This window comes from Burkholderia sp. RF7-non_BP4, assembly GCF_001521935.1.
GTDB classification, from domain to species: domain Bacteria; phylum Pseudomonadota; class Gammaproteobacteria; order Burkholderiales; family Burkholderiaceae; genus Burkholderia; species Burkholderia diffusa.
In genome coordinates this window covers 318070-342633 of the sequence record NZ_LOTA01000010.1, presented here as the reverse complement: position 1 = coordinate 342633, position 24564 = coordinate 318070, and the positions used below count along the sequence as shown (strand labels likewise).

26 protein-coding genes are annotated in these 24564 nt (G+C 65.3%); 4 read left to right on the top strand and 22 right to left on the bottom strand.

All coding sequences use genetic code 11. The annotated features are described in order from the left end of the window. Nucleotides 1-112: 112 nt before the first annotated feature. Nucleotides 113-1360, bottom strand: coding sequence for an NAD(P)/FAD-dependent oxidoreductase (locus WS49_RS05335; RefSeq protein WP_059525134.1), 1248 nt, complete (start codon nt 1358-1360; stop codon nt 113-115). Between the two features lie 110 nt (nt 1361-1470). On the opposite strand from WS49_RS05335, the gene WS49_RS05330 reads away from it, so the two are divergent. Beyond that, nucleotides 1471-2190 (top strand): class I SAM-dependent methyltransferase, encoded by a 720-nt coding sequence (locus WS49_RS05330; RefSeq protein ID WP_059525132.1) that lies wholly within the window; start codon nt 1471-1473, stop codon nt 2188-2190. Nucleotides 2191-2235: 45 nt separating this feature from the next. On the opposite strand, the gene WS49_RS05325 is transcribed toward WS49_RS05330, so the two are convergent. From WS49_RS05325 to WS49_RS34835, 19 genes are all read right to left on the bottom strand, one after another. After that, nucleotides 2236-2670, bottom strand: a complete 435-nt coding sequence (locus tag WS49_RS05325; protein WP_179949243.1) for an excinuclease ABC subunit A — start codon at nt 2668-2670, stop codon at nt 2236-2238. A gap of 11 nt (nt 2671-2681) precedes the next feature. After that, complete coding sequence (locus tag WS49_RS05320; RefSeq protein WP_059525130.1) at nt 2682-3107, bottom strand: hypothetical protein; 426 nt, start codon at nt 3105-3107, stop codon at nt 2682-2684. Between the two features lie 32 nt (nt 3108-3139). Then, a complete protein-coding gene (locus tag WS49_RS05315) occupies nt 3140-4360 on the bottom strand; it encodes a beta-ketoacyl synthase N-terminal-like domain-containing protein (RefSeq protein WP_059525128.1) in 1221 nt (406 codons plus the stop codon). Continuing rightward, nucleotides 4357-5586, bottom strand: a complete 1230-nt coding sequence (locus WS49_RS05310; protein ID WP_059525126.1) for a beta-ketoacyl-ACP synthase — start codon at nt 5584-5586, stop codon at nt 4357-4359. Before WS49_RS05310 ends, WS49_RS05315 begins: the two co-directional genes overlap by 4 nt. Continuing rightward, nucleotides 5586-6311: a 3-ketoacyl-ACP reductase FabG2 gene (locus WS49_RS05305; RefSeq protein WP_059525124.1), complete on the bottom strand. Its 726-nt coding sequence runs from the start codon at nt 6309-6311 to the stop codon at nt 5586-5588. The genes WS49_RS05310 and WS49_RS05305 overlap by 1 nt, the downstream gene beginning before the upstream one ends. Then, entirely contained in the window at nt 6308-6811 is a 504-nt protein-coding gene (locus WS49_RS05300) for a hotdog family protein (RefSeq protein ID WP_059525123.1), read from the bottom strand. The genes WS49_RS05305 and WS49_RS05300 overlap by 4 nt, the downstream gene beginning before the upstream one ends. Before the next feature lies 1 nt (nt 6812). Continuing rightward, nucleotides 6813-8000, bottom strand: a complete 1188-nt coding sequence (locus WS49_RS05295; RefSeq protein WP_059525680.1) for a beta-ketoacyl-[acyl-carrier-protein] synthase family protein — start codon at nt 7998-8000, stop codon at nt 6813-6815. After that, the gene (locus WS49_RS05290; protein ID WP_059525121.1) at nt 7997-10408 is read right to left on the bottom strand and encodes an MMPL family transporter; all 2412 of its coding nucleotides are present in this window, start codon (nt 10406-10408) and stop codon (nt 7997-7999) included. The genes WS49_RS05295 and WS49_RS05290 overlap by 4 nt, the downstream gene beginning before the upstream one ends. Further along, nucleotides 10408-11076: a LolA family protein gene (locus WS49_RS05285; protein WP_059525119.1), complete on the bottom strand. Its 669-nt coding sequence runs from the start codon at nt 11074-11076 to the stop codon at nt 10408-10410. Before WS49_RS05285 ends, WS49_RS05290 begins: the two co-directional genes overlap by 1 nt. Further along, nucleotides 11067-11495, bottom strand: coding sequence for an acyl-CoA thioesterase (locus tag WS49_RS05280; RefSeq protein WP_059525117.1), 429 nt, complete (start codon nt 11493-11495; stop codon nt 11067-11069). The genes WS49_RS05285 and WS49_RS05280 overlap by 10 nt, the downstream gene beginning before the upstream one ends. Next, nucleotides 11492-13102, bottom strand: a complete 1611-nt coding sequence (locus WS49_RS05275) for an HAL/PAL/TAL family ammonia-lyase (RefSeq protein WP_059525682.1) — start codon at nt 13100-13102, stop codon at nt 11492-11494. Before WS49_RS05275 ends, WS49_RS05280 begins: the two co-directional genes overlap by 4 nt. Further along, entirely contained in the window at nt 13089-14795 is a 1707-nt protein-coding gene (locus WS49_RS05270) for a glycosyltransferase family 2 protein (protein ID WP_059525115.1), read from the bottom strand. Before WS49_RS05270 ends, WS49_RS05275 begins: the two co-directional genes overlap by 14 nt. After that, nucleotides 14792-16483 carry an AMP-binding protein gene (locus tag WS49_RS05265; protein WP_059525113.1) on the bottom strand — a complete coding sequence of 564 codons (1692 nt, stop codon included), beginning with the start codon at nt 16481-16483 and terminating at the stop codon, nt 14792-14794. The genes WS49_RS05270 and WS49_RS05265 overlap by 4 nt, the downstream gene beginning before the upstream one ends. Beyond that, nucleotides 16480-17115 (bottom strand): hypothetical protein, encoded by a 636-nt coding sequence (locus tag WS49_RS35960; RefSeq protein ID WP_059525111.1) that lies wholly within the window; start codon nt 17113-17115, stop codon nt 16480-16482. The genes WS49_RS05265 and WS49_RS35960 overlap by 4 nt, the downstream gene beginning before the upstream one ends. Before the next feature lie 2 nt (nt 17116-17117). Next, a complete protein-coding gene (locus WS49_RS05255) occupies nt 17118-17366 on the bottom strand; it encodes an acyl carrier protein (RefSeq protein ID WP_059525109.1) in 249 nt (82 codons plus the stop codon). Next, nucleotides 17363-17668: a phosphopantetheine-binding protein gene (locus WS49_RS05250; RefSeq protein WP_059525678.1), complete on the bottom strand. Its 306-nt coding sequence runs from the start codon at nt 17666-17668 to the stop codon at nt 17363-17365. Before WS49_RS05250 ends, WS49_RS05255 begins: the two co-directional genes overlap by 4 nt. Further along, entirely contained in the window at nt 17643-18437 is a 795-nt protein-coding gene (locus tag WS49_RS05245) for a lysophospholipid acyltransferase family protein (protein ID WP_059525107.1), read from the bottom strand. The genes WS49_RS05250 and WS49_RS05245 overlap by 26 nt, the downstream gene beginning before the upstream one ends. Continuing rightward, entirely contained in the window at nt 18421-19107 is a 687-nt protein-coding gene (locus tag WS49_RS05240; protein WP_059525105.1) for a beta-ketoacyl synthase chain length factor, read from the bottom strand. The genes WS49_RS05245 and WS49_RS05240 overlap by 17 nt, the downstream gene beginning before the upstream one ends. Nucleotides 19108-19357: 250 nt before the next feature. Continuing rightward, entirely contained in the window at nt 19358-19498 is a 141-nt protein-coding gene (locus WS49_RS34835; protein ID WP_156441346.1) for a hypothetical protein, read from the bottom strand. A gap of 42 nt (nt 19499-19540) precedes the next feature. Here WS49_RS34835 and WS49_RS05235 point away from each other — a divergent pair, with 42 nt between their 5' ends. Together WS49_RS05235 and WS49_RS05230 are read left to right on the top strand one after the other, a co-directional pair. Further along, the gene (locus tag WS49_RS05235; RefSeq protein WP_059525103.1) at nt 19541-20128 is read left to right on the top strand and encodes an IMPACT family protein; all 588 of its coding nucleotides are present in this window, start codon (nt 19541-19543) and stop codon (nt 20126-20128) included. A gap of 209 nt (nt 20129-20337) precedes the next feature. Beyond that, a complete protein-coding gene (locus tag WS49_RS05230) occupies nt 20338-20625 on the top strand; it encodes an H-NS histone family protein (RefSeq protein ID WP_059525101.1) in 288 nt (95 codons plus the stop codon). A 55-nt stretch (nt 20626-20680) separates the two neighbouring features. Here the strand turns inward: WS49_RS05230 and ppk2 are convergent, their stop codons facing one another. Both ppk2 and ggt read right to left on the bottom strand, forming a co-directional pair. Continuing rightward, nucleotides 20681-21631 (bottom strand): polyphosphate kinase 2, encoded by a 951-nt coding sequence (gene ppk2 / locus WS49_RS05225; protein WP_059525099.1) that lies wholly within the window; start codon nt 21629-21631, stop codon nt 20681-20683. Nucleotides 21632-21874: 243 nt separating this feature from the next. Then, nucleotides 21875-23596 carry a gamma-glutamyltransferase gene (gene ggt / locus WS49_RS05220; protein WP_059525097.1) on the bottom strand — a complete coding sequence of 574 codons (1722 nt, stop codon included), beginning with the start codon at nt 23594-23596 and terminating at the stop codon, nt 21875-21877. Nucleotides 23597-23996: 400 nt separating this feature from the next. On the opposite strand from ggt, the gene WS49_RS05215 reads away from it, so the two are divergent. Beyond that, a complete protein-coding gene (locus WS49_RS05215) occupies nt 23997-24521 on the top strand; it encodes a metal-dependent hydrolase (RefSeq protein WP_059525094.1) in 525 nt (174 codons plus the stop codon). Nucleotides 24522-24564 lie beyond the last annotated feature (43 nt).

The following is a 24564-nucleotide window of genomic DNA, read 5'->3' as shown; positions in this document are numbered from 1 at the left end:
GGACAGCCAGGCGGCCCGCGCGCACCGGCCCGCTCGGCTGACAGGAGAAACGGGAAGCCCGGACGTCTCACGACGTCCGGGCTTCCCGCATCGCACATGCGGCTCAGGTGAATCAGCCGAGGCCGCCGGCACGGCAGAATTCGGCGAGCACGTCGAGGCCGCGCGCCGGTTCCCGCACAAACGGATTCGACTCGTCCCACGCGTAGCCGGCCAGGATCGAGCAGACCATGCGCTTCACGTCGGATGCCTTGTCTTCATGAAACACGATGTCTTGCAGCGTCCCTGAATACCAACGCTCGACGAAGGCGCGGAAGGTGTCGATGCCCTTGCGCAACGCGACGTCGTAATCGCGCGCCCAGTCGACGGTCTCACCGCGCAACTGCCGTTCGAGCACGGCAACGGCCAGATGAGCGGACCGCAGCGCGATCGTCACGCCCGACGAGAAGATCGGATCGAGAAATTCGCCCGCGTTACCGAGCAATGCATAGCCGCGGCCGTGCAGAGACTCGACATTCGACGCATAGCCCGAAATGCGACGCACCGGCATCACGAAGGGCTTGCTGCCGACAAGCCGCGACAGTGTCGGCTCGCTCTGCAGCAATTCGCGCAACAGCGATTCCTGCTGCGCCTCCGGCACGTCCAGAAATCCGGCGTCGGCCACACACCCGACCGACGAACGTCCGTTCGTCAGCGGAATCATCCAGAACCACACATCGCGTCGCGCCGGATGGACAGCAATGCAGATCTTGTCTCGATCGGTCGATCCGGCAGGCAAGCTGTCTTCGACGTGCGAAAAGATGGCCGCGCGCGTCGGCAGGCCGGTGGGCGCCTCGAGCCCCAGCAAGCGCGGCAACACACGACCGAACCCGCTCGCATCGAGTACGAACGACGCTTGAACGGAATATTCGTGGCCTGCCTCGTCGACGACGTCGAGCCGCGGCGTATCGCCGGGCTCGAAAGCGCGTACGGTATGGCCAAATCGCACGTCCGCGCCCTGTTCGACCGCACACCGGATCAGCAGATCGTCGAACGTTGCGCGTTCGACCTGATACGCCGTTCCCCAGCCCTCGGAAAACTTCTCGCGGAAATCGAATGACGACATCCTGTCGCGATAAACGAAATACGCGCCGTTCTTGAACTGGAAGCCGGCCTCGACGACTGCCTGCAACATGCCCGCTTCTTCGAGATACCGCATGCTCTGGGGCAACAGGCTTTCCCCGATCGAAAAGCGCGGAAAATGCTGCCGTTCGAGCACCAGCACCGAGCGGCCAGCCTTGCGCAGCAGCGCGGCTGCGACTGCACCGGACGGCCCTGCCCCGATGATCGCGACATCGATCGAATTCGATTTCATTTCACTCATGCTTGCCAATTCACTTCGATTGATTGGGTATCTTACGTTTCTCACGCCACGATTTGACGTTGCAAATTACAATAGGCGCTCAACAAATCCAAGATTCCGACGAGAGGCCCATGACGTCCTACCGCACGCACGCTCCCGCCTATGTTCCCGAAACCCGATTCGGCATCTGGTTTCTTCGCACGCATACCTGGGAACATCACGTGCTCAGGGTGGCCATCGACGATCTGAAGCGGCTTGTCGCGGCGCCGCTGCCGACGGCGCCCGTCATCCTCGATGCAGGCTGCGGCCAGGGTAAATCGTTCCGCCTGCTGAGTGAAGCGTTCTCGCCCGACAAGATCATCGGTATCGATTGCCACGATGACTCGCTCGAGCATGCGTCGCAAGAGGCGCATCGCTGCGCAACGCCCGTCGAACTGCATCACGCCGACTGCACGCAGATTCCGCTTGCCGATTCGAGCGTCGACATCGTGTTCTGCCATCAGACCTTTCACCATCTCGTCGACCAGGAACATGCACTGGCCGACTTTCGCCGCGTGCTGAAACCCGGCGGGCTGCTGCTGTTCGCCGAATCGACCGATGCGTACATCAAGTCATGGGTGATCCGACTGCTGTTCCGTCACCCGATGCAGGTTCAGAAAAGCGCCGACGGCTACCTTGCGATGCTCCGCCACGCCGGGTTTGCGTTCGAACCGTGCAACGTGTCGTTTCCCTACCTGTGGTGGAGCCGCGCGAAAGACTTCGGCCTGCTCGAGCGCATCGGCCTGTATGCACCGAAGCCTGGCAAGCGCCGCGAGACGCTCGTCAACGTCGCTGCACGCAAACCTGCCTGAGCGAACAAGGCCGCCGTCTGGCGGCCCCTTCCCGACGCGTGTCGATTACGGCTTCAACGTCACGATCTCGCCGGTCAGTGCTGCCCCGGCCACGATCGCACCGGCACCGCACGTGAACTCGGTCGCGCTGGAGCGCAACACGTTGCGGTAATTGCTCTTGATGCCGATGACGGCATTGCCGCCCTCCTTTCGCGCGCGCGCCTGAAGCTCGATCACGGCCGACAGGAATACGTGCTGGCACGCCGCCTCGTCGCTCTTGCCGAACGAATTGGTCTTCTTGTTGGTCGCGAACGAACCGTACGACTTGATGACGCGCGGATGCGCCTGATCGCCGAAATAGAGCGCGATGCCATTGTCGAGCTTGCCTTCCTCGCTCTTCAATGCGCTTTCGATCGGATAATCGTTGATCGTGTCGCGTGCGTGTGCAACCGAGACCGCGAACATCGCGCCAAACAGCGCCAGTGCAATGCGATATTTCACGTGCGCTCCCGTTATTGCGCGTTCAGCTGCACGACGTCGCCCGACACGGCGATCGCACCGGCACTGCCGCTCACGCCGCACGTATATTCGCTCGTCGAATTTGAGCGCTTCTCATGAAAACGTGTCGTCACGTTGATGACCGCATTCCCGCCATGATTCTTCGCATAGACGCGCAGACGGTTCAGCGCTTCGGCCAACGCCTGGTCGCACGTCGGCTGTTCCGCTTGCGTCCCGCGCGACACACGGACCGATTCCGAACGCGGACCGATGCTGGTCTTGACGTCCGGGTGCGGCTGCGCGCCGAAATAGATCGCGACGCCGCTCGTGTCCGATGCCGTCGCCGCTGACGGCAGAGGCAGCGAACGGACCACGGTGCCGCACCCCGTCAGCAACGATGCCGCGACCAACATGCCGGCCAGATGTCGTTTGTGCTTCATTGTTATCGTCCTCTCAGCTCAGTAAGTTCACATCAATCGCCCTTCCAGGCGTCCAACAACACACTTGCACAGCTGCCGCCGAATCCGAACGAAACCGACAGCGCCCGCTCGATCGTCCATTCGCGTGCGTCGCGAACGAGCGGCATGCCGGCGATTGCCGGATCGGGCTCGCGGCCGACGGCGGTGCCCGCGACAAATCCGTCGCGCATCATCAGGATCGTGTAGATCGCTTCATGCGCCCCGCTCGCGCCGAGCGGATGCCCCGTCATGCCTTTCGTCGACGAGAACGCCGGCACGTCGCCCCGAAATACGTCGATGAGCGCCTTCAGTTCCTCGATGTCTCCGAGCGGCGTCGATGGCGCGTGCGTATTGACGTAGTCCAGACGCCGTCCGCCGCCGTCGAGCGCGCCGCGCATCGCCCGCGCGATCCCCGCCGCGTGAGGCGTCGCCATGCCGGCGCTGTCCGTGCATTGGCCGAACCCGGCGACCTCCGCGTAAATTCGCGCACCACGCGCACGCGCGTGCTCGAGCGATTCGAGCACGAGAATGCCTGCGCCGGACGCGATCACGAAGCCATCGCGGCCAAGCGCATACGGACGCGACGCGCAATCCGGCGTACTGTTGAAACTGCCGGACAACACACCCATCGCGTCGAACATCAACGTCATGTTGTCGTGCAGCGCCTCGCTCCCGCCAGCAAGCACGATGTCCTGGCAACCGGACCGGATCAATTGCGTCGCTTGCCCGATCGCGAGCGCCGCGCTCGTGCACGCGGACGACGGCGAGTACGACACGCCCTCGATGCCGAACAACTGCGCAACGCATGCCGACGCCGTGCTGCCCATCGCCTTCGGAACGACATAAGGTGGCGTCTTGTCGATACCGCGATGCTGCGCAATCGACATCGCATCGTCGTAATCGGCCATCGATCCGATGCCCGACCCCACGATCGCGCCCGCGCGCGGCGAACGAAGCATCCCGGCATCGATGCCCGCATCGTCGAGCGCCGACGCGGCCGCATGCGCCGCAAAGCGCGCCGTGTCGCCCATGAACCGTTCGTGCTTGCGCGAAAAACGCGCCGCCGATGCGACCGACGCCACCCCTGCGACCTGGCTGCGAAAACCGCGCTCGCGCCATGCGCTCACGTGACTCACGCCCGAGCGACCGGCTCGCAGGGCGGCCGATACTTCGTCCAGCGAATTACCGAGGCACGACACGATGCCGAGCCCGGTGACGACGACGCGCGCCGTCATCGGCCGGCCCGCCGGAAAATCAACGACGTGTTGATTCCGCCGAATGCGAAGTTGTTGCTCATCGCGAATTCCACATCGATCCGTCGCGCGTCGCCGACGATGTAGTCGAGCGGTGCACAGGCTGGATCGACTGTCTCGAGATTGAGCGTCGGTGCGTACCAGTTGCGCTTCATCATCTCGATCGTCCACCACGCCTCGAGCGCGCCGCACGCGCCCAACGTATGACCCACATAGCTTTTCAGCGAGCTGATCGGCATACGCTCTCCGAACACGGACGCCGTCGCGTGACTCTCCGCCACATCGCCTCGATCGGTCGACGTACCGTGTGCGTTGACGTAGCCGATCGCATCGGCATCGAGCCCCGCGTCACCCAGCGCGAGACGCATGGCGACCGCCATCGTCTCGGCCGTCGGCTGGGTGATATGTGCACCGTCGGAATTGCAGCCGAAGCCGACGATCTCCGCATGGATCGTCGCGCCGCGTGCGATCGCGTGCTCGTATTCCTCAAGCACCAGCGTCGCCGCACCTTCCCCGACAACCAGGCCGTCACGATCGGCGTCGAACGGGCGCGGCGTCAGGTTCGCGTTATCGTTGCGCGTGCTGGTCGCGTACAACGTATCGAACACCGCCACCGCCGGGCCCGACAATTCTTCTGCGCCGCCCGCCAGCATCAGCGTCTGCTTGCCCGTCGCGATCGCCTCGTAGGCATAGCCGATCGCCTGACTGCCGGACGCGCAGGCGGACGACGTCGGCACGATCCGGCCTTTCAGGTCCCAGAACAGACTGACGTTGACCGCCGTCGTGTGCGGCATCATCTGCACGTAACTGTTCGATGTGACGTCCCGCATCGAACCCGTCTCGATCATCGTGCCGAACGCCCGGATCGGTTCGACCGATCCCGACGACGACCCGTACGCGACGCCCATCCGGCCGTCCCGGATCGACGGATCGTCGGTCAGCCCCGCATCCGCCAGTGCGAGTTCGCTCGCGCGCACCGCGTACATCGAAACCGGCCCCATCGAACGCGTCTTCTTGCGCGGATACGTGCCCGGCAACTCGAAGGCCGGCAACGGACACGCGAGTCGCGTATGCAGCGCTTCGTAGCAATCCCATTCCGGCATGCGCCGTACCGCATTGCGCCCGTCGCGCAAGCGCGCCTCGATTTCCGGCCAGCTTTGGCCGAAGGCGGTCACGCCACCCATCCCCGTCACGACCACTCGCTTCATCACACCATCCCGCCGTTGACGCCGATTACTTGCCGGGTGACGTAGGTCGCCGCATCCGACATCAGGAAGCCGACTACCGCCGCGACTTCGTCGGGTTGACCGACGCGCCCCATCGGCACCGTCTTCAATGCGTGCTCGAGCGGCACGTCGTCGAGCATGCCGGTATCAACCAGCCCCGGAGCAACGCAATTGACCGTGATCTTGCGCGATGCCAGTTCGACCGCCAGCGCCTTGGTCGCGCCGATCAGGCCCGCCTTCGCGGCGCTGTAGTTGACCTGGCCGCGATTGCCCATCACGCCCGACACGGACGCGATCGTCACGATGCGTCCGCCGCTACGCAGGCGCACCATCGGCATGGTCAGCGGATGAACGATGTTGTAGAACCCGTCCAGCCCGGTTTCGATCACGACGTCCCAGTCCTCTTCCGACAACGCCGGAAATGCACCGTCCCGCGTCACGCCCGCGTTGCACACGATCCCGTAGTACGCGCCGTTCGCTTCGACGTCGGCCTCCAGCTCGCGCCGGCACGCCGCACGATCGCGCACGTCAAACTGCAACACGCTGGCCGTGCCGCCCTGCGCGCGAATCGTCGCGGCGACCGCTTCCGCTGCCTCGCGCCCGGTGCGGCAATGAACCGTCACGGCGAAGCCGTCGGACGCCACGCGCAGTGCCACGGCGCGGCCGATGCCGCGGCTCGCCCCTGTCACGAGAACTCGCCGAGTCATGAATTGAAGCTCCCTTCGATAAAAGATTGGAAATCGTTTGGTTGGTAGACCTTGACGACGGCTTCCGCGCAACACTGACCTTCGGCATGAATCGCGCATTCGTATGCGCCATGCCCCTCGTCGCCGCGCAGCAGTTCCCGCGCGACGATGCGCAGCACCGTGTCCGCGCCGAACGTCGTGCGATGCGCGACATAGCGGTTGGCCCCGAGCAGCACGCCCGGCTTCGCGCGACCGCCCGCATGTGCCGCGAGCAGGCCGACGTGCGCGGCGATCGCCTGCGCCATCAGCTCGATGCCGATCCACGCCGGCATCGCCCCGCTGCCGTCGGCATACCACGCATCGCGGCGCACGGTCGCGCTCACTTCGATGCCGGTTTCCGAGCAGCGCTCGATTGCATCGAGCAGCAGCATCGTGCCGCGATGCGGCAATACGTCCGGCACGTTCCCGACCGGGATATCCGCACCGCCGTGCAACGCATCGATCAAAGGTTCGGCATGCATGTCAGGCTCCCAGAATCAGGCTGGCATTGCTGCCGCCGAAAGCGAACGAATTGCTCATTACATAGCGCCCTGTTGCATCGCCCGCGAGGCGGCGCTCGCCGTGGACGAGATCGAGTTTCGGCAGCGCCGGATCGTGCTCGCCGTCCCAGACGTGCGTCGGCAGCGGGATTCCGCGGGCCAGCGCCAGCCAGCCGAATCCGAGTTCGGTCGCGCCAGCCGCGCCAAGCATGTGCCCCGTCAGCGGCTTGGTCCCGCTCGCCGGCACGCCGTGCGGAAACACCCGCGCCGTCACGTTCGCTTCCATTTCGTCGTTCAGGCGCGTCGCCGTCGCGTGCAGGTTCACATAGCCGATCGCGGACGACGCCACGCCGGCGTCCGCGAGCGCGGCGCGCAGCGCGTCCTCCGCGCCATATCCCGCCGGGTCCGGCGCCGAGATGTGATGCGCATCGCTCGACTCGCCAACGCCGGCCAGCCGGACCGCGGCTTCATCGCGGCACATCACGAACAGCGCGGCGCCTTCGCCGATATTGATGCCGCTCCGGTTCCGGCTCATCGGATTGGTCCGCCCCGGGCTGACCGATTCGAGCGAGGCGAAGCCTTGCAACGTCAGCTCGCACAGCGAATCCGCTCCGCCGACGACGACCGCGTCGCACAGCCTCAACTGCAACAGGCGGCGCGCGGCTGCAAATGCCTTCGCGCTCGATGTGCAGGCCGTCGACAGCGTGTAGGCCGGCCCGGCCACACCCAGCGCCGCACGCACGAACGGCGCCGCCGTGCCGATTTCCATCTGCCGATAATCGAATCCGGCTGGCATCGCGCCCGTTGCGGCACGCTGTGCGAGTGCCTGCTCTGCCGCCTGAATCCCGGACGTACTCGTGCCGATCACGACGCCGACCCGGCGCGGGCCGTAACGCGCGATCGCCGCGTCGACGCAGGATCCGATCTGCGCCAGCGCCGCAAGCAGCAGGCGATTGTTCCTGCAATCGAAATGCGCGAGGGATTCGGGCGGCGCGACATCGAGCGCCGACCGCACGCGCCCGACCCAGCCGCCGGCGGGAACATCGGTGCGCGGCGCCATGCCCGGTGCGATGCCGGCGCACAATGCGTCGACGATTTCGTCCGTGGTTGCGCCAAGCGCGTTGATCATGCCGGGTGCCGACAGATAAGCCGGCGCCTGTTTCGAATTCATGCGCGACACTCCTTCGTGGACGGCGTGGCAAGCGGCGCGAACAGCACCGAAAACACGATGCCCATCGCGAGGGTCGTGCCGAAGCTGCGCAGCGCGGGCATCGCGCTCGCTCCGAGCATCCCGAACGACAGCAAGGTCGTGGCCGCCGACAGCAGCACGCCAGTCCACACTGCGCCGATGCCGGCACTGTCTCGCATGCAGCCTTCGCGGAGGAACACCGCGTAGTTGGCGCCCACGCCGAGTACCAGCATCAGCGCGAGCCAATTGAACAGCGTAAGCGGCACCCGTGCATAGCCGAACGCCGCAAGCGTCAACGCAATGGCGAACACGACCGGCAACGTCGTTGCGATGCCGCCGCGCACGCCGTAGCGCCACATCAGCAGCCCGGCGACCACGACGAGCGCGCCAGCCAGCCACAGGCCGCTGTCGACCCGATAGGCACCGAACAGGCTCGACACACTCGATGCCTTGTCTACCCACGATACGCCCGGCAGCGTGCGCGCGACGGCAGCAAAAGTCTCGGCATTCGACGCATCGACCCGCTCGGGAATCGCTAGCGCCGCATCGACGGGACCCGCGCCGCCCTCGATTCGTCCGAGCCACAAATAGCGGAACGGCGCCGACCAGCGTGCCGCCAGCCACGTGCCGATGGAGAGTGTCTCCGGGGCATTGCGGGAATACGCGTTGATCCACGCGTCGACCGCCTCGTCGCGGAAGCCCGCGCGCGCCAGCGTCCCGCGCAGTGTGGCGGTATCGGCAAACACGTGCGCGTCCAGCACCGCACGGTCATGCGCCTGCTGCTTGGCCGACGGCACGAACGTCGTGATCGACTGGACACGGCCGACCCGCTGCTGATCGAGCGACCCGATCAGTGCCTCCGAACGCTCGAGCACCTCCTCCGGCGTTGCGCCCTGAACGACGAAGAACTGTGCCGTGTTCGCCAGCCCGACCGCCGCGCGAATATTGTTCTCCTGCCGCGCGAGGTCCGCATCGCGCTGGATCAGCAGATGAATGTCGTCGTCGCTCTTCAAGAGGGTCCAACCCGGGATCGCAACCAGCGCAACCAGCATGGCAGCGAACAGGGCGCGCCGACCGGCCAGCAGCGATTGCCATCCGCGCAGCAGGCGGGCCGCGCACGCGAAAACACCGGACGGCACGCACCGTGGCCCCTTCGTCAGCATGAGCGGCAAAAAGCCTGTGACGGCCGCGAACGCGCTGAGGATTCCGACGATTGCAAAGCACGCGATCTGCTTGAGCGCGGGGAACGGCACCCACATCAGGATCGCGTAACCCAGCAGACTGGTCGCCAGTGCCACCATGAGTGCCGGCCTGACCGCCGCCGCACCGCGACGCGCATCCCATTGCCGCCCCGCGGAGAGGTACGCGACGAAATACTGGATCGAATAATCGACGGCTTCGCCGATCAGACTCACACCGAACACCAGCGTCAACAGGTGCAGCTTGCCGAATACGAGCAGCGTTGCCGCCAGCGCGCACACGATGCCGAATGCCGTCGACGCGAACGCGAGCACCAGCAGGCGCGGCGAACGGAATACGCTCATCAGCAGCAGCGCGATGCCGCCCAGCGATACCGCGCCGATCACGTGAACGTCGCGCTCGGCGCTGGCACGCGCTGCTTCCGCATGAAAGACCGCGCCGGCACGGTCGACGCGAACGCCCCGAAACTCGGCCGCGAGCGCATGTTCCGCATCGTCCGTCGCGACGCGCACGGCGTGCTGGATCTTCGATTCGTAAGCCGAGCCCGGCAACGACGTCATCACGAGGACGCCAGTTGCGCCATCGCGATGCGACACCAGCATGCCGTCCTCGAGTGACAGATTGGACGCCGCGAGCGGCAGCTCGCCGAGCCAGTGCTGCAACCAGCCGAACGGGTCGTCCGCCACGGCGGTCTGCAAGCCGTCGACGGGCGGTGCATAGAGACGCCGGACCAATCGTTCGTCGAGCGTGGCCCCGCCTTGCTCGAGCGACCGGCGATCCGCATCCGTCAGCAGACCGAAACGGGCCGTCATGTAGGTGGCCGAGATATCCGACAGATTGAATGGCGGCACCTCGACCGTCACCGAACGAAATGCTCCGCTGGCGTCGAGCCGCGCACCGAACTGCTTCGCGGCGGCCTTGGCGCGGGCGGCGTCCGGGTCGGTCACCAGGTAGACGGTGCGATTGCCGAGCGCATCTCCGAGCATGTCGACCGCTCGCTCGGCAACCGGGTTTGCCTCGGTAGCCGGCAGCAACGCGAGCAGGTTCGTCTGCAGCGGCGCGGCCCCGCTCGAGAAGCGCCATAGGATGTACGCAGCCGCCACGAGCGCAACGAGCAGCCATGCAGCACACAGTCCGCGCCGCCGTGCGCGTTCGCCCGATGCGTCGACGACATCACGCGCCGCATCCATCACCGGGCCTCCAGCCACGCGCGTTCGACCGGCGCGGGTGCGTCGACCGGCGTCGGCCGAGCGAACTCCAGCGATGTCACATTGCCGTTCGCAAAAGTCAAGTCGAGCCGGCCGAGATAAGTGCCTCCGCTCATTTCGAGCACACGAACCGCCTGGGCGAGCTGCGGCTGATTCGGCCGCAGCACCATCCGCCACCGTTCCGGCGTTCCGCTCGCATCGACGTCGAATTGCGCGTACAGCGCCGACAGGTCACCCCCGAGCATGTCGCGCATCATGCGCGACACTTGTGCGACGCCGCGGCCGCCACCGCCGGGTGCGACGAGGTGCCCGTCCGCGCCGACCTCGCGCACGCCGCTATCGGTGATCACGTAAGTGGCCTTGTAAGGCGTCTCGATTCGCCAGACGACACCCGACCTGCGATCGAACAACATCGATCCAGTGCTGACAAGCGGCTGCTTCATCGCCGACAGCGTCTGAGTTTGCCGAAAATCCGTGCGAATCGCGCCAACGCGCGCGAGCCGCGCCGCAACGTCGGACACGAGCGCGGCATTCGACGGCCGCGACGCCGCAACCGGCGCCGGGGCGGCCAGCACCGTGCCGCCGGAGAGCGTCATGCATACGGTCAGCGTCACCGCCGCAAACCATCGGTAGTGCGAATTCAGGCCCATTGTGCATGCACCTTTTCGATCAGGGTCGGTGGCGACACGAACTGCAGTTCGCGCGTCGTCGCATCGACCGCCAGTTGCACCGTATACCCTTTCGTCAAGCGCTCGCCGGACGCCGCGTCAACGATTTCGTACCCGATCTTCAGCCGGTTCTCGAATTCGAGCAGCGTCGCGCGCACGTCGAGCTGCTGACTGTAATGGGCCGGACGAACGTACTTCAGATGCGCCTCCACCACCGGCCACATGTAGCCCGACGCCAGCATCGCGGGATAGTCGTAGTCGATCATGCGCAGCAACGCAGCACGGCTGCTCTCGAAGTACTTCAGGTAATGGCCGTGCCAGCAGACGTTCATGGCATCGACGTCGTGAAACAGGACCTCGACACGGGCCGTCGCGGTCAGCGGCGGACGAGATGCGTTCATGCCGCCTCCCCGTGCCGGATTCCGCCGTACGCGCCGCCGATCGCCTCGCACGCGGCAAGACGCGCGGTCAGCGCGCGCAACTCGGCTTCGAGCGGCCGGTCCTCGACCACCAGCGGCGATTGACGATCCACATCGTCGACGAACGCGCGAAGCGCGGGCGAAAGTTGTGTCTGCTGATTATCGCGAAGTCGCAGCCGGGTGGCCTGCACGGTCGCGAGCACATGCGCCGCCGCAACCTGTTCGGTCAAGGTCAGAACGCGCAGGCAATCGCGCGCAGCAATCGTCCCCATGCTGACCTTGTCCTGATTGTGCGACTCCGTCGAGCGGGAGAACACGCTCGCCGGCATCGTGAGCTTCAGCGCCTCCGCCGTCCACGCGGAAGACGAGATCTGCACGGCCTTGAAGCCATGGTTGATCGCCGCGCGTTCCGGCCCGGCGCCCGTCAGGTTGCGCGGGAGTCCGTTGCTGAACTTGTCGTCGACCAGCAGCGCAAGCTGGCGATCCATCAGGTCCGCGAGGTTGGCGACCGCGGTCTTCAGCGCATCCATCGCGAACGCGATATGACCGCCGTAGAAATTGCCGCCATGCAGTACGCACCCTTCGTCCGGGTCGATCAGCGGATTGTCGTTCGCACTGTTCAGCTCGTTCTCGATATCGCGGCGCATCCACGACAATGCGTCGCGCGCCACGCCGATCACGTGCGGTGCGCAACGTACCGAATAGCGATCCTGCAACCGACGTCCGGGCAATTCGTCGCGCCCGACCAGGTCGGCGCGGATCCACGCTGCCGCCTCCGCCTGCCCCGCGTGGGGTTTCGCGTCGAACAGCCGCGCATCGAAGTGCCCGGCCCGGCCGTCGAGTGCGACGGTGGTCAATGCCGTCAGGCGAGCGGCCACACGTGTCAGGTAGTCAGCGCGCGCAAACGCGAGACAGGCCAGCCCGGTCATGACCGCCGTGCCGTTCATCAACGCCAGTCCTTCCTTCGGCGCGAGCGTCAGCGGCGTGCGATCGATCGCATGCCACACCTCCCGCGCGTCCCGCTCGGCGCCGTCGAACACGACGGTGCGCTCGCCGACCAGCGCCGCGGCTACGTAGGACAGCGGTGTGAGGTCGCCGCTCGCGCCGACCGAGCCTTCCGATGGAATACGTGGCAGGATGCGGTGATTCACCATGTCGGCCAGCCGTTCCAGCAACGTGAACCGCACGCCCGAATAGCCGAAGGCGAGCGAGTTGAGCCGGGCAACGATGATGGACAACGTTTGCGTCGCATCGAACCGGTCACCCATGCCGCACCCGTGATAGCGGGTCAGCTGCAGCGGCAGCGCTTCGACGAGCGACGGCGGCACCTCTACCACGCAGGCATCGCCATATCCGGTGGTCACGCCATACAGCGTGCCGCCATTCGCGAGATAGGCGCGTAGCCAGGTCGCACCGCGCTCGATACGCGCGCGCCATTCGGGTCCCGCGTTCAGTGCGACGGGCGCACCGTCGCGGGCGATCGCGACGACGTCCTCGATCGTCAGATGCCGGCCTCCGACCACCACGGCCGGCCGATTCGGATCCGCGGCGGTGCATGCCGCGACGTCGTTCATGTCATGCTCCGCCACGCGGACCTCCATCGGGCCGCGCCCAGAAATCGAAGAAGTTGAACCATTGGTAGGGAGCCTTGCGGCAATAATGTTCGAGCCGCGCGGCGTAGCGTTGCGCCCATGCCGCGACGTGTTCGGCGCGCTCACGGCGCGGTAGCTCGATCCGGTCGGCGAACGGCTCGAAATAGAGGCGGTAGCCGTGCGCCTCCTTCAGGCAGAAGAACAGGTAGACAGGACAACCAAGGGCGTGGGCGAGGATATACGGACCCTGCGCGAACGGGGCAGTCGCGTCGAGAAAACGGGCGTCGACCGTTTTACCGGAATCACGCGGCGGCACGCGGTCGCCGACGATCACGAGCAACTCTCCCGCGTCGATGCGCGACTGCATCATCATCGCCGTATCGGGTCCGAAGTTCGACACCTCGACGAGCTGTTTGCCGAATTCCCGGTTCGCGCCGGCAAGCACGCCGGTAAAACGCTTCGCATGCTCGGTGTAGACGATCGCCGTCACCTTCGTGTGTGCGTCGCGCAGCGCAAGCGCCCGTGTCATTTCCAGGTTGCCCAGATGCGCGCCGATCACGAGTGCGCCGCGCCCGCTCGCCGCGAGCGCATCGAATGCGGACGAATCGTCGAAACGCACGTCGAGCTCGTCGAGGCGGCCGGACCACGCGACGAACTTGTCGAATCCTGCCTGTGCAAAGGCGAGCATGTGCCGGTAAGCACTGCGCCATCCCGGCTTCGGCACGGCCGCCGCCTCCGCATCGCGCAGGCGCGCGATATACGCATGCGACGCGGCGCGCGCCGTACGATTCGTCAGCACGAAATAGCCGACGATGGGATGCAGCCAGAACGACGTGAAGCCCTTGCCGAACCAGCGGCAGCTGAGCGCCAGCAACGCCATGCCGATCCGGCTGCCGCGCTCCGGCATGCGCCACCATGCGCGCGTGCGGCCCGTCGGCGCCGCGCCGTGCCGCCCGGCCAGACGGCGTGTCAGCAGCATCGGCGCGCGCGCGAGCATCCCCGCGACGAGCCGTGTGTGGCTCAGGCTGATGCGCACGTTGTCGCGCCAGACATCGAAATGGGACACACCGTCGACCGGGTAGATGACGCGCGTCGGAACCGTCCTGAACGCGAGGCCGCGCCAGTGGAGACGGACCAGGATTTCGCTGTCGAAAGCCATCCGCGTGGGCATCGATACCGCGTCTATCAGTTCGCAGACGAGGTCGACCGGATAAAGACGAAACCCGCACATCGCATCGGGAATGTCCAGCGACAGGGTTTCGATCCACACCCATGCATGCGTGAGGTAGCGGCCGTACAGGCGCGCCTTCGGAACGCTGTCGTCGAAACGCGGCCGGCCGAGAATCACGGCGTCCGGCTCGGCCTGCGCGGCCGCGACGAACTTCGGCACATCGGCCGCGTCGTGCTGGCCATCGGCATCGATCTGAATCGCGTGCCGATAGCCCCGGACACGCGCGGCGCGCAATCCTTCCATGACCGCCGCACCCTTTCCGCCGTTGACCGGCAACCGGAGCAGCGTCACGAGGCCGGCGTAGCGCGTCGCCAGCGTGGCCAGCACCTGTTGCGTCGGCTCGTCGCTGCCGTCGTCGATCACCAGGATCGGCAGGCCGTGCACGGCGAGGCGCGCCAGCGTGCCGCCGATCGCGGCGCGATGGTTGTAGATCGGAATGACGATGCAGGTGTCGCTCATCGGGCCGCCGTGCCATAGACCAGAACGCCCGATGTGCATTCGCGGTCGCCGCAACGGAACGCGAAGCGCGTGGAGCCGCGTACACGGTCATGCGCGATACGCAGCGACAGCACCGCGCCCGGCGGCACCGGTGCCTTGAATTTCAGGTGTTCGACGGAACGGATTTCGCGCACGGTCGGCATCTCGCGGCCAGCCAGACGCGCAGCCCAGTCGATTTGCACGACTCCGGGCAGGATCGGCAGGCCCGGAAAATGACCTTCGAAATGCGCGAGCGTGGGCGGCACGCGCAACTCGTAATGCAACGCGTCGTCGCTGCGCCATGACGCGAGCAGTTCAAAGCCCTCCGGCGTAGCCGTGAATGCGGCCGCCAGCGCGGCGGCGGGCAACTTGCCGCGTGCATCGAACGGCATCGCGTGCAGGAACCGCCAGTAGCGCGGTAATGCGGCCGCGTCGAAATATGCACCGAGCGCGTGCCGCAAGGTCGTGGCAACGGCAACCCGTCCATCCGCCGCCAGCGCATCGCGCCCCGCCGCGGTCAATACCGCCACGACGCCGACGTGCGCGCGTGTCGTGCCGTCGACCACCACGGCCGCCGCTTGCTCGACGTATGCATGCGCGAGTATCCGCGCCTCGAGCTCCGGCAGCGACACGCGCTTGCCGTCCAGTTTGACGACGCGATCGCGTCGTCCTGCGAGTGCAAAGCGACCGTTCACGTCGAATCGTGCGGTGTCGTCGGTGCGGTGCCAGCGATCGTGGCCGAGATGGGCAGAGCGAACGCACAGCACGCCATCGTCGTCGCAGCGCACGTCGACACCGGTCAGCGGCTGCCACGCGTGCGCAACGTCCTGGCGACGCCATGCAATGCCACCGGTTTCGGTACTGCCAAATATCTCGAACGGCGCAGCGCCGAATGCGTTCGAATAGGCCGAAGCCGCATCGGCCGGCAACGGGCCGCCCGACGAGAAGAACGCGCACGGCATGGGCGCCCGCATCGGAAAGCCGGGCAACGCCGGCCAGCGCATCAGTTGCGACGGCGTGGAGACCACGACACCGCCACCGTATTCGGCCAGCCGCTGCTGCAGTTGCAGCGGTTCAAACACCGTCATCCGGTCAAACGCGCGGCCGGCCGCCAGCGGCCAAAGGATCCTGAAGAGCAGTCCGTAGATGTGGTGATGCGGTACGCTCGACAGTGTCACTGCCGCGCCTGTCCGGTCGCCCCATTCGCGCTGCAACGTGCGCACTTCGGCATCAAGCTGCGCGAGCGACTTTCGCACCGGCTTCGCGGTGCCGCTGCTGCCCGACGTGTAAAGCGTCACCGCTGCGACAGCATTGATCGGGCGGGTGAAGCGTGCAGATCCGGCATCCGTGTCGTGCCCGCATGCGGCCAGTGCCGGCGCATCCAGCACGAGGTCGTATGCATGCGCCAGTGCATCAAGATAGCCGGGTGCGCTGCTGGCTGGAATCACGACTTCCCCGTGCACCGCCGCAACCGCAAACAATGCACACGCGAACTCGTACGGATCATCCGTGCAAATCGCAACGCGTCGCGCGCCGCTCGCTTCCACTACCCTCGCAATCGCGCCGGCGCGAGCGCGCAGGTCACCCAGCGTCAGCACCTCGGCGCCATCGCGACAAACCGCCACTCCGCTATCCGCTTCGGCACACAGGATCTCGTGCAGCGCAATCATGCGACACCCGTTCGCTTTCGCGCGACGGCGATGAAGCGCCTGCGCCACAGCCACTCGCCTGCTATCAACGCACCGATCAGCACATACGCGATCAGCCCGTTGTAAAGCGCCCATCCCGCACGGCTCCAGTACAGCGCCGTATAAACCGAAAAACTGCCGTTTACGATAAAGAACGCGCACCACACCTGTGTGACGCGCCGCGTGTACCCGACGATTTCCGGACTCGGTTCGGGATAAGTCAGTCGTGCGAATTTTTCGATCATGGTCGGACCGTGCCGCAGCGTCGCGCCGAACGCGACCAACAAGCCGACACTCACGCATGCCGGGTAGAGATGAAGAAGTCGTTCGCTATCGGTCACGGCAATCGCGGCCGACAACACGGTCAATGCACCGGCCACGCCCCAGTCGAGCAGCGTGAGGCGTTTGAGCGCCTTCGCCAGCGTGCCTTTGCCGACCGTGCGCTGCAGCCACAGCAATGCGATCAACAGGCAACCGACGTAACGCGGCGACATGCTCTGCCACGCAAACAGGATGACGAGCGGATAGGCAAGGACCAGTGCAGCCCTGGTCGCGACACCTGCCCAGCGCGGCAGGACCGTGCCCGTGGTAGCCCGCATGCCCGTCACCACCATCGTCAAGCGCGCGTGAGCAACACGTGAACGGCGGCGATAACGTCACCGACGGTCCGCACCGATTTGAACTCTTCCGGTTTGATGCGCCTGCCTGTCATTTCCTGAAGCTTGATGGCCAGATCGACCGCGTCGATGCTGTCCAGATCAAGCTCTTCGAACAGGTGCGTATCGGGCGTCACCCGTTCCGGCTCGATCGCGAAATTCTCATGAAAGATGGCGCGGATGCGCTCCAGGATTTCTGCGTCGGTCACGAGTGACTCCCTTTTTCCAGCACGGCTTCTTGCGATGCCTGATGAGACTGCTGGTCGGCAATGAACGCCGCCAGCGTGTTGATCGAACGGAAATGCGCTTTCGTGCGTTCGTCGTTCGCCGCGATCGTCAGGTGAAATTTCTTGCGCAGCATGATGCCGACTTCGAGCGCATCGACTGAATCGAGTCCGATTCCGTCCGTCGAGAACAGTGGCGCATCGTCGTCGATGTCGTCGACCGCCATGTCGCTGAGATCGAGCATCTCGATCAGAAGCTGCTTAATTTGCAGTTTTAAAGTATCCATGCTGAAACAGGCTTTGAGTAATGTGCACTTCCACCTCGCGGGCGATGCTGCGAGCGGCAATCGACGGTGATGTCACGTTCGGCGCCAGCCGGTTCAGGTCCATCGGCTCGAGGACGTCGATGCGCATACGAAATGCTCGAGCCGGCACGTGATACCAGCGCAGCGCCTTGGTAAATACCGGTGGATCGCAATCGATCAGCACCGGCTGGATCCGGGTGCGGGATTGCAGCGCCATATGTGCGAAACCGCGTGAGAACGAATGCAGACGATTGCCGCCCGGACTGCGCGTCCCCTCCGGGAAGATGATCATCGTGTAACCCGCCGCCAGTTGTCGCGCGCCGGCCTCGACAAGATGGACGGCATCGGCATTGCTCACGTACTCGGCCGCGCGGACGATACCCCAGAAACAGGGGTTGCCCCAATGACCACGCTTTACGACGCAGCACGCCTTCGGCGTCAGCGACAGCAGCACCATGACGTCGAGCCAGGTCGGGTGGTTCGCGACGACGATTGCAGGGCCGTCCTTTGCGAGGCGCTCCGCGCCGCTCAGCTCGAGCCTCATCACGCCGATGTGTTGCAGCATCGCGACCAGCGCGCGGAAGAAATAATGGATGACAAGCGTCACCCCGCGCTGACGCGAGCGCCGATGCGGCCATAATCCGCCGACGACGATCGCCAACAACGAGAACGCCGATCCGCACAGCGCGAAAAACGCCAGGCTCGCACCGGTCGCGAACAGACGCCAACCGTAGTCAAGCCGCGCGATCATGCAAGCTCCATCGCCAGGATGCGTGCTGACAGCGCCACGACGCCGTGGTGCGCGCGGACAGGCAACGCAGCACCGCCTCGCTTTGCGTACCGGCCGCATCGTCGGCATCTCCTGCGTCGCCCGGCGCCATCTCACACGTCAGATAGTCGGCCGATTCACCGGCGCCAATCAGAATGGCCAGCCCGACACTTTCAGGATCGTCATCGACATCGCCATAAACGGGATCGGCTGGCTCGTGCGCATAGACGAGCAGCACCGGCGAGCCCGGCGACGTTGCGTACTGGGAAAAGGCTTCGAGCAGCGCGTAGCCTAGCGTTTCATGGCCGGCCGCGATCGCCGTGGCTGCAGTTCGGTCGCGACGGGCGATTCCGAAAATACCCGTAACGGCATTGAGAACCGAGAGACTGAAGGCCGTCGGCGAGACAGGTTCCGAGGCGCCGATGTCGGCAAGAATGCCGGTCGTGCGCACCAGTTCACCGTGACGCGATGCGAACACCATGCGCAACGGATTTTCCGTTCCGGCGCAATCGTAGGCCGCCTGGAGCGCGAGCCGCGACAGCCGGCTCAAGCGGCGTCGCACCATCGGATCGAGGGCTTCGACGCCCGGCACCCCCGCGGTCGAAATCGACGTCCATCTGGCGATTGGCATGGTCCAATGCAAATCGGCCATTGTTGTTCTCGTTAGGATTGCTTCTCTTGGGTGTCTTTATATCGCGCCACCCAGCATCAGGCGGTTGCGCTCCGCTTTCGATGAAAGCCGCCGATCGCGTATTGACCACCGGACTCGCGCCATCGACTCCCCCTTCCGGTACTGCCTGGAAAAATCGGAAATCGTAATGTTTGCGAAGCCGGCACCCGGATTGTCAATCGCTGCGATTGAATGAGCGGCATATCAGTGCGCCGGAACTGTAACAGGGCCGTTACAAAAGATCAACGCCACTGCGCGAGGCGCCTTCCAGATTTAACCATTTATCAATTTCTCGAGAAAATCGCGCATCGTCGGTTATCGAGCCGATCCCCCCCGGCGTGCCTTGCGTCGATCCTGCACCGGAATGGCTCATAATGCGCTCGATGCCGCCCCCACACGACCTGCTTTCCGTTCAATGAGTTATTCACTCGCTACTGTTTACACGCGCGAACTCGAAATCCGCAAGAGCCGCTTCATCGCATTCGCGATCCCCGTCGAGGACCGCGATGCCGCCATGCAGGCGTTGCAGCGCCTGCGCGACGAGCACCCGACGGCCACCCACGTGTGCTGGGCGCTGCTTGCGGGCGGCCAGTCCGGCATGTCCGACGACGGCGAACCGTCGGGCACCGCCGGCCGGCCGATCCTCGAAGTGCTGCGTCATCACGATCTCGACGGCGTGCTCGGTGCGGTCGTCCGTTACTACGGCGGCGTGAAGCTCGGTGCGGGCGGCCTGGTGCGCGCCTATACGGATGCGATCGCCTCGGCGCTGCTCGACGCCGAGCGGGTCGAACGCATTCGCCACACGCGGTTCGCAATCGAAATCGGCTACCCGGACGAGGCGCGCGTGCGCCGCTGGATCGAGCAGGCGGGTTATGAGCTGGTGGACAGCGCGTACGGGATGACGGTGAAGCTCGTGATCAAGCTGCCGGAAACGGCCGAGGCGGCGGCCAAGACCGAGCTGTTCGACTTGACGCAGGGACGCTCCGGCTTCCCCGACCTGTGAGGCGGGCAGCCTTCCCGGCATCGCCATCACGGTTTCACACAGATGCCCGTGAAAATTCAGATACGTCCGATAGAAAATCCGCGCGCCGAAACTTAATCTCTCCCGTGTTCCTCGCGACGCGCCCTGCAAACGTCTGGCCGAATGTACAGACACGCGGCACATCGCGCGACAGCCAACAATCAGAATTCAGCTACGGGGATATCGGACGCATGCAACTGCAGCAACTACAAGCCCAACTCACGGAACTCGATCAACGCATCCGGGCGGCGCGCCGCCGCGAACGCCACGCGGCGCTGGTGCAGGTACGCGAGCTCGTGAAGACCCATGCGCTGACCGCTCGGGAAGTCTTCGGGCAGGGTTACAGCAATCGCGCGAAGCTGTTCACCGTCGGTGCGAAATATCACGATCCGGTGACCGGCGCCACCTGGAGCGGACGCGGTCGTGCGCCCGCGTGGATCGCCGGCCGCGACCGCAGCGCGTTCCTGATCCGGGAGTAACGCGCGCCGCATTGCACGGCGCGCCTCAGTGGTCGATCCGGCCGGCCCGGGCCGCTCAATAAACGTCCGGGACGATCATGCTGTCCGGCGTCGGACGGCGAATGTAATCCTCGTGGTGCTCACGCTGCGGCAGATCGATCGTCGGCCGCGGCACCTCGTGATACGGCACCTGCGTCAGCAGGTGGTGGATGCAGTTCAACCGCGCGCGCTTCTTGTCGACCGCCTGCACGACCCACCACGGCGCCTCGGGAATATGCGTGCGCTGCATCATCTCTTCCTTCGCGGCCGTGTACGCTTCCCAGCGGCGGCGGCTCTCGAGGTCCATCGGGCTCAGCTTCCACTGCTTCAGCGGATCCTCGATCCGGCTCTGGAAGCGCAGCTCCTGCTCGTGGTCGGTGATCGAGAACCAGTATTTGACGATCTGGATCCCGCTGCGCACGAGCATTTTCTCGAACTCGGGCACCGAGCGGAAAAACTCCTCGTATTCGTCTTCGGTGCAGAAATTCATCACGCGCTCGACACCCGCGCGGTTGTACCAGCTGCGATCGAACAGCACGATCTCGCCGCCGGCCGGCAGATGCGCGACATAGCGCTGGAAGTACCATTGCGTGCGTTCGCGGTTGCTTGGCGCCGGCAGCGCCGCCACGCGGCACACGCGCGGGTTCAGGCGCTGCGTGATGCGCTTGATCGCGCCGCCCTTGCCCGCCGCGTCGCGTCCCTCGAAAATCACCACGAGCCGGTGCCCCGTGTTCACGACCCAGTCCTGCAGCTTCACGAGCTCGCCCTGCAGCCGGAACAGCTCGCGGAAATACTGCTTGCGCGCTTCGCGGCGCTCCGGCGAGAACAGCAGATCCTCGTCGTTGTCGAAGCGGCGGTCGTCGAGCTCCATTTCGAGTTCTTCGTCGTACGCGTCGACGAGGTCTTCCTCGAAACGGCGCTGGCGCGACTCGAGCGATGCCGAATCGGTGAAGTTGTCGGTCTCGGTGCGGGAATCGTTATCGCCCATGGGGGCCTCCTTCCTTCAATTGACGCAGCCAAACTCCACCATTATCCCAGCGTCTCGCGTCAAATTGATGAAAAAGGGGCCGATCCGCCCCTCACAAGCGGAATCCGAGCCGCACCGGGTTCGCGGAAATATCGAAGGTATCGGACGCCAGCCTCCGGTTCGGCGGGCTGACGTCGAGCCTGATCCTCGTGCGCAACGGGAAAAGCCGGACACGTGATCGAGCAGTACCCCAACCCGCCTCCGTCACTGAATGATCCGCGTGACCCCGCGTCCGCGCGGATCGGCCATCGCCTCCGGCGTCTTGCCGTCGATCTTGATCACCTGGATGTCGCCGCTGAAGTCCTGCCCCTTCAGCGTGTAGCCGCGCGCCTCGATCTGCTTCGCGAGTTCGCCTTCGATCGGGTGGTACGGCTCCCAGAAGATCGTGTTCGGCGGCAGCAGCTGATGGTGGAAACGCATCGCGCCGACGGCCTCCTTCAACGGCATCCCGAAATCGTAGATGTTGTTGATCACCTGGAAGATCGACGTGAAGATCCGCGAGCCGCCCGGCGTGCCGATCACGAGCGACACCTTGCCGTCCTTCGTCATGATCGTCGGCGACATCGACGACAGCGGGCGCTTCTTCGGCTCGATCGCATTCGCATCGCTGCCGACCACGCCGAACATGTTCGCGACGCCCGGCTTCGCGGAGAAGTCGTCCATCTCGTCGTTCAGCACGATGCCGGTGCCGTCGGCGATCACGCCCGAGCCGAAGTAGCCGTTGATCGTGTACGTGTTCGACACCGCGTTGCCCCACTTGTCGACGACCGAGAAGTGCGTCGTCTCGGCCTTCTCCGGCATCGACGTGCCGAGGCCCGGCTGCACGCTCTTCGTGTCGGCGATCTGCGTCGGGCTCACTTCGGCCGCTCGCCTCGCGATGTACGCGTCGTCGGTCAACTGCGCGACCGGCACCTTGTAGAAGTCGGGGTCGCCGAGATACTGCGCGCGATCGGCGAACACGCGCTTCTCGATTTCCGCGACTAGGTGGACATATTGCGGCGAGTTGAGCTTCACGCCCTCGAAGTCCTGCTTGAGGTCCGCCTTCATCTTCAGCAGTTGCACGAGGCCGATGCCGCCCGAGCTCGGCGGCGGCGCGGTGATCACGTCATAGCCGTTCCACTTCGCCTGCACCGGCTGGCGCCACACCGCACGGTATTGCGCGAGATCCTCGGTCGTGATCAGCCCGTTGCCGTCGCCGGTCTTCATCGACGCGGCGATCAACCGGGCCGTCTTGCCCTTGTAGAAGCCGTTCGCGCCGTCGTTCGCGATCCGTGCGAGCACGTCGGCGAGATCGGGCTGCTTGAAGTTCGTGCCGGCCTTCATCGTGGAGAAGTACTTGTCGAAGTTGGTCTTGCCGCCGAACTCCTTCGACGCGTCGACGCCGCGCTGCGCAAGCTGTTCGTCGACGACGAAGCCGTCGCGCGCATAGCGGATCGCCGGCGCGAGCACCTGCTTCCACTTCAGCTTGCCGAAGCGCTTCTGCGCTTCCCACATGCCCGACACCGTGCCCGGCACGCCGGCCGCGCGCGGCCCGTACAGGCTCATGCCCTTGACGACATTGCCGTCCTTGTCGAGATACATGTCCTTTGTCGCGGCGAGCGGCGCGCGCTCGCGATAGTCGATGAAGTACGGCTTGCCGTCCTTGTAGATCGTCATGAAGCCGCCGCCGCCGATGTTGCCGGCCTCCGGATACGTGACGGCGAGCGTGAACGCGATCGCGACGGCCGCGTCGATGGCGTTGCCGCCTTCCTTGAAGATCTGCTCCGCGGCGTCCGCGCTGTACTTGTCGGCCACCGCGACCGCCGCGCTCGTCAGGACCGCCGGCTGCGGCCCCTTCGCATAGGCCGGCGCATTCGGCAGGAAGCCGATGCCGGCCACCGTCGCGAGCACGGCAGCGGATGATTTGAAACGATTCAGCGTAGTCATTAAATGTCCCCCATGGATTCTCCGGCGAGCTGGAATAAGCCCCTGATCCGCTTATAGCCGCTAGCACGCGGTCGGTCCCATGCCGTTTTCGTAGTAAATAAATGCGCCGGGACGGAAAACGCGCCGCTCACTACGAATCATCGCGAATCCTGTGCGCTCGGCCACACGGCGGAGCAAAAAGCGGGCCGGCGGATCGGTCGAAATTGCATGCGGCGAATTCGACGCGCATCGCACAATCGGAAAATCACGGCACGCGGCGCTTGCGCGGTGCCGTGCATGCAAAAAAACCGCGATCGGACCGCCCGCTGCGCGAGCCGATCTGAGAAGATAGCGCCCCGCTTTCGCGGCCGATCGTTCCCGCTCGTCTGCCGTCGCTTCACGCTTTTTCGTCTCGTTTCCTATGGCATCACACAATGCGCACCACGCGTCCGGCTTCGCGGCCGGCGTCGCCGCCGCCGTCCTCGTCGCGCAAACCGGCGCGACCGGCCCCTGGCACGCGGGCCTGCTCGCCGCGTTCGCGGCCGGCGTCGCGGGCGGCACCGCGCCCGACTGGCTCGAAGTCGCGTGGTGGACCCGCAAGCGCCGCTTGTGGATCACGCACCGCACCGTCACGCACTGGGGCATCGGCTGGATCGCGCTGCTCGCGCTCGGATGGCACGGGCTCACGCATCATCCGCATCCGCTGTGGGCCGCGCCGCTGTTCGGCTTCGCGTGCGGCGGCGTGATGCACCTGCTCGCCGACTGGCCGAATCCGCTCGGCGTGCCGTGGATCTGGCGGCGCCATTCGCTGAACCTGTGGAACAGCGGACATTGCGACCTGATCGTCGTGGCCGCCGCATGGGCCGGCACGCTGTGGCTCGCGCAATCGCTGTGGACGCGCGCCCCGTTCCTCGAACACTGGCTCGGCTGGCTGCATCGCGTGTAGTTGCGTTTAGTCGCGTGCAGTTTCGCGTGGCCGCGGATCGAGC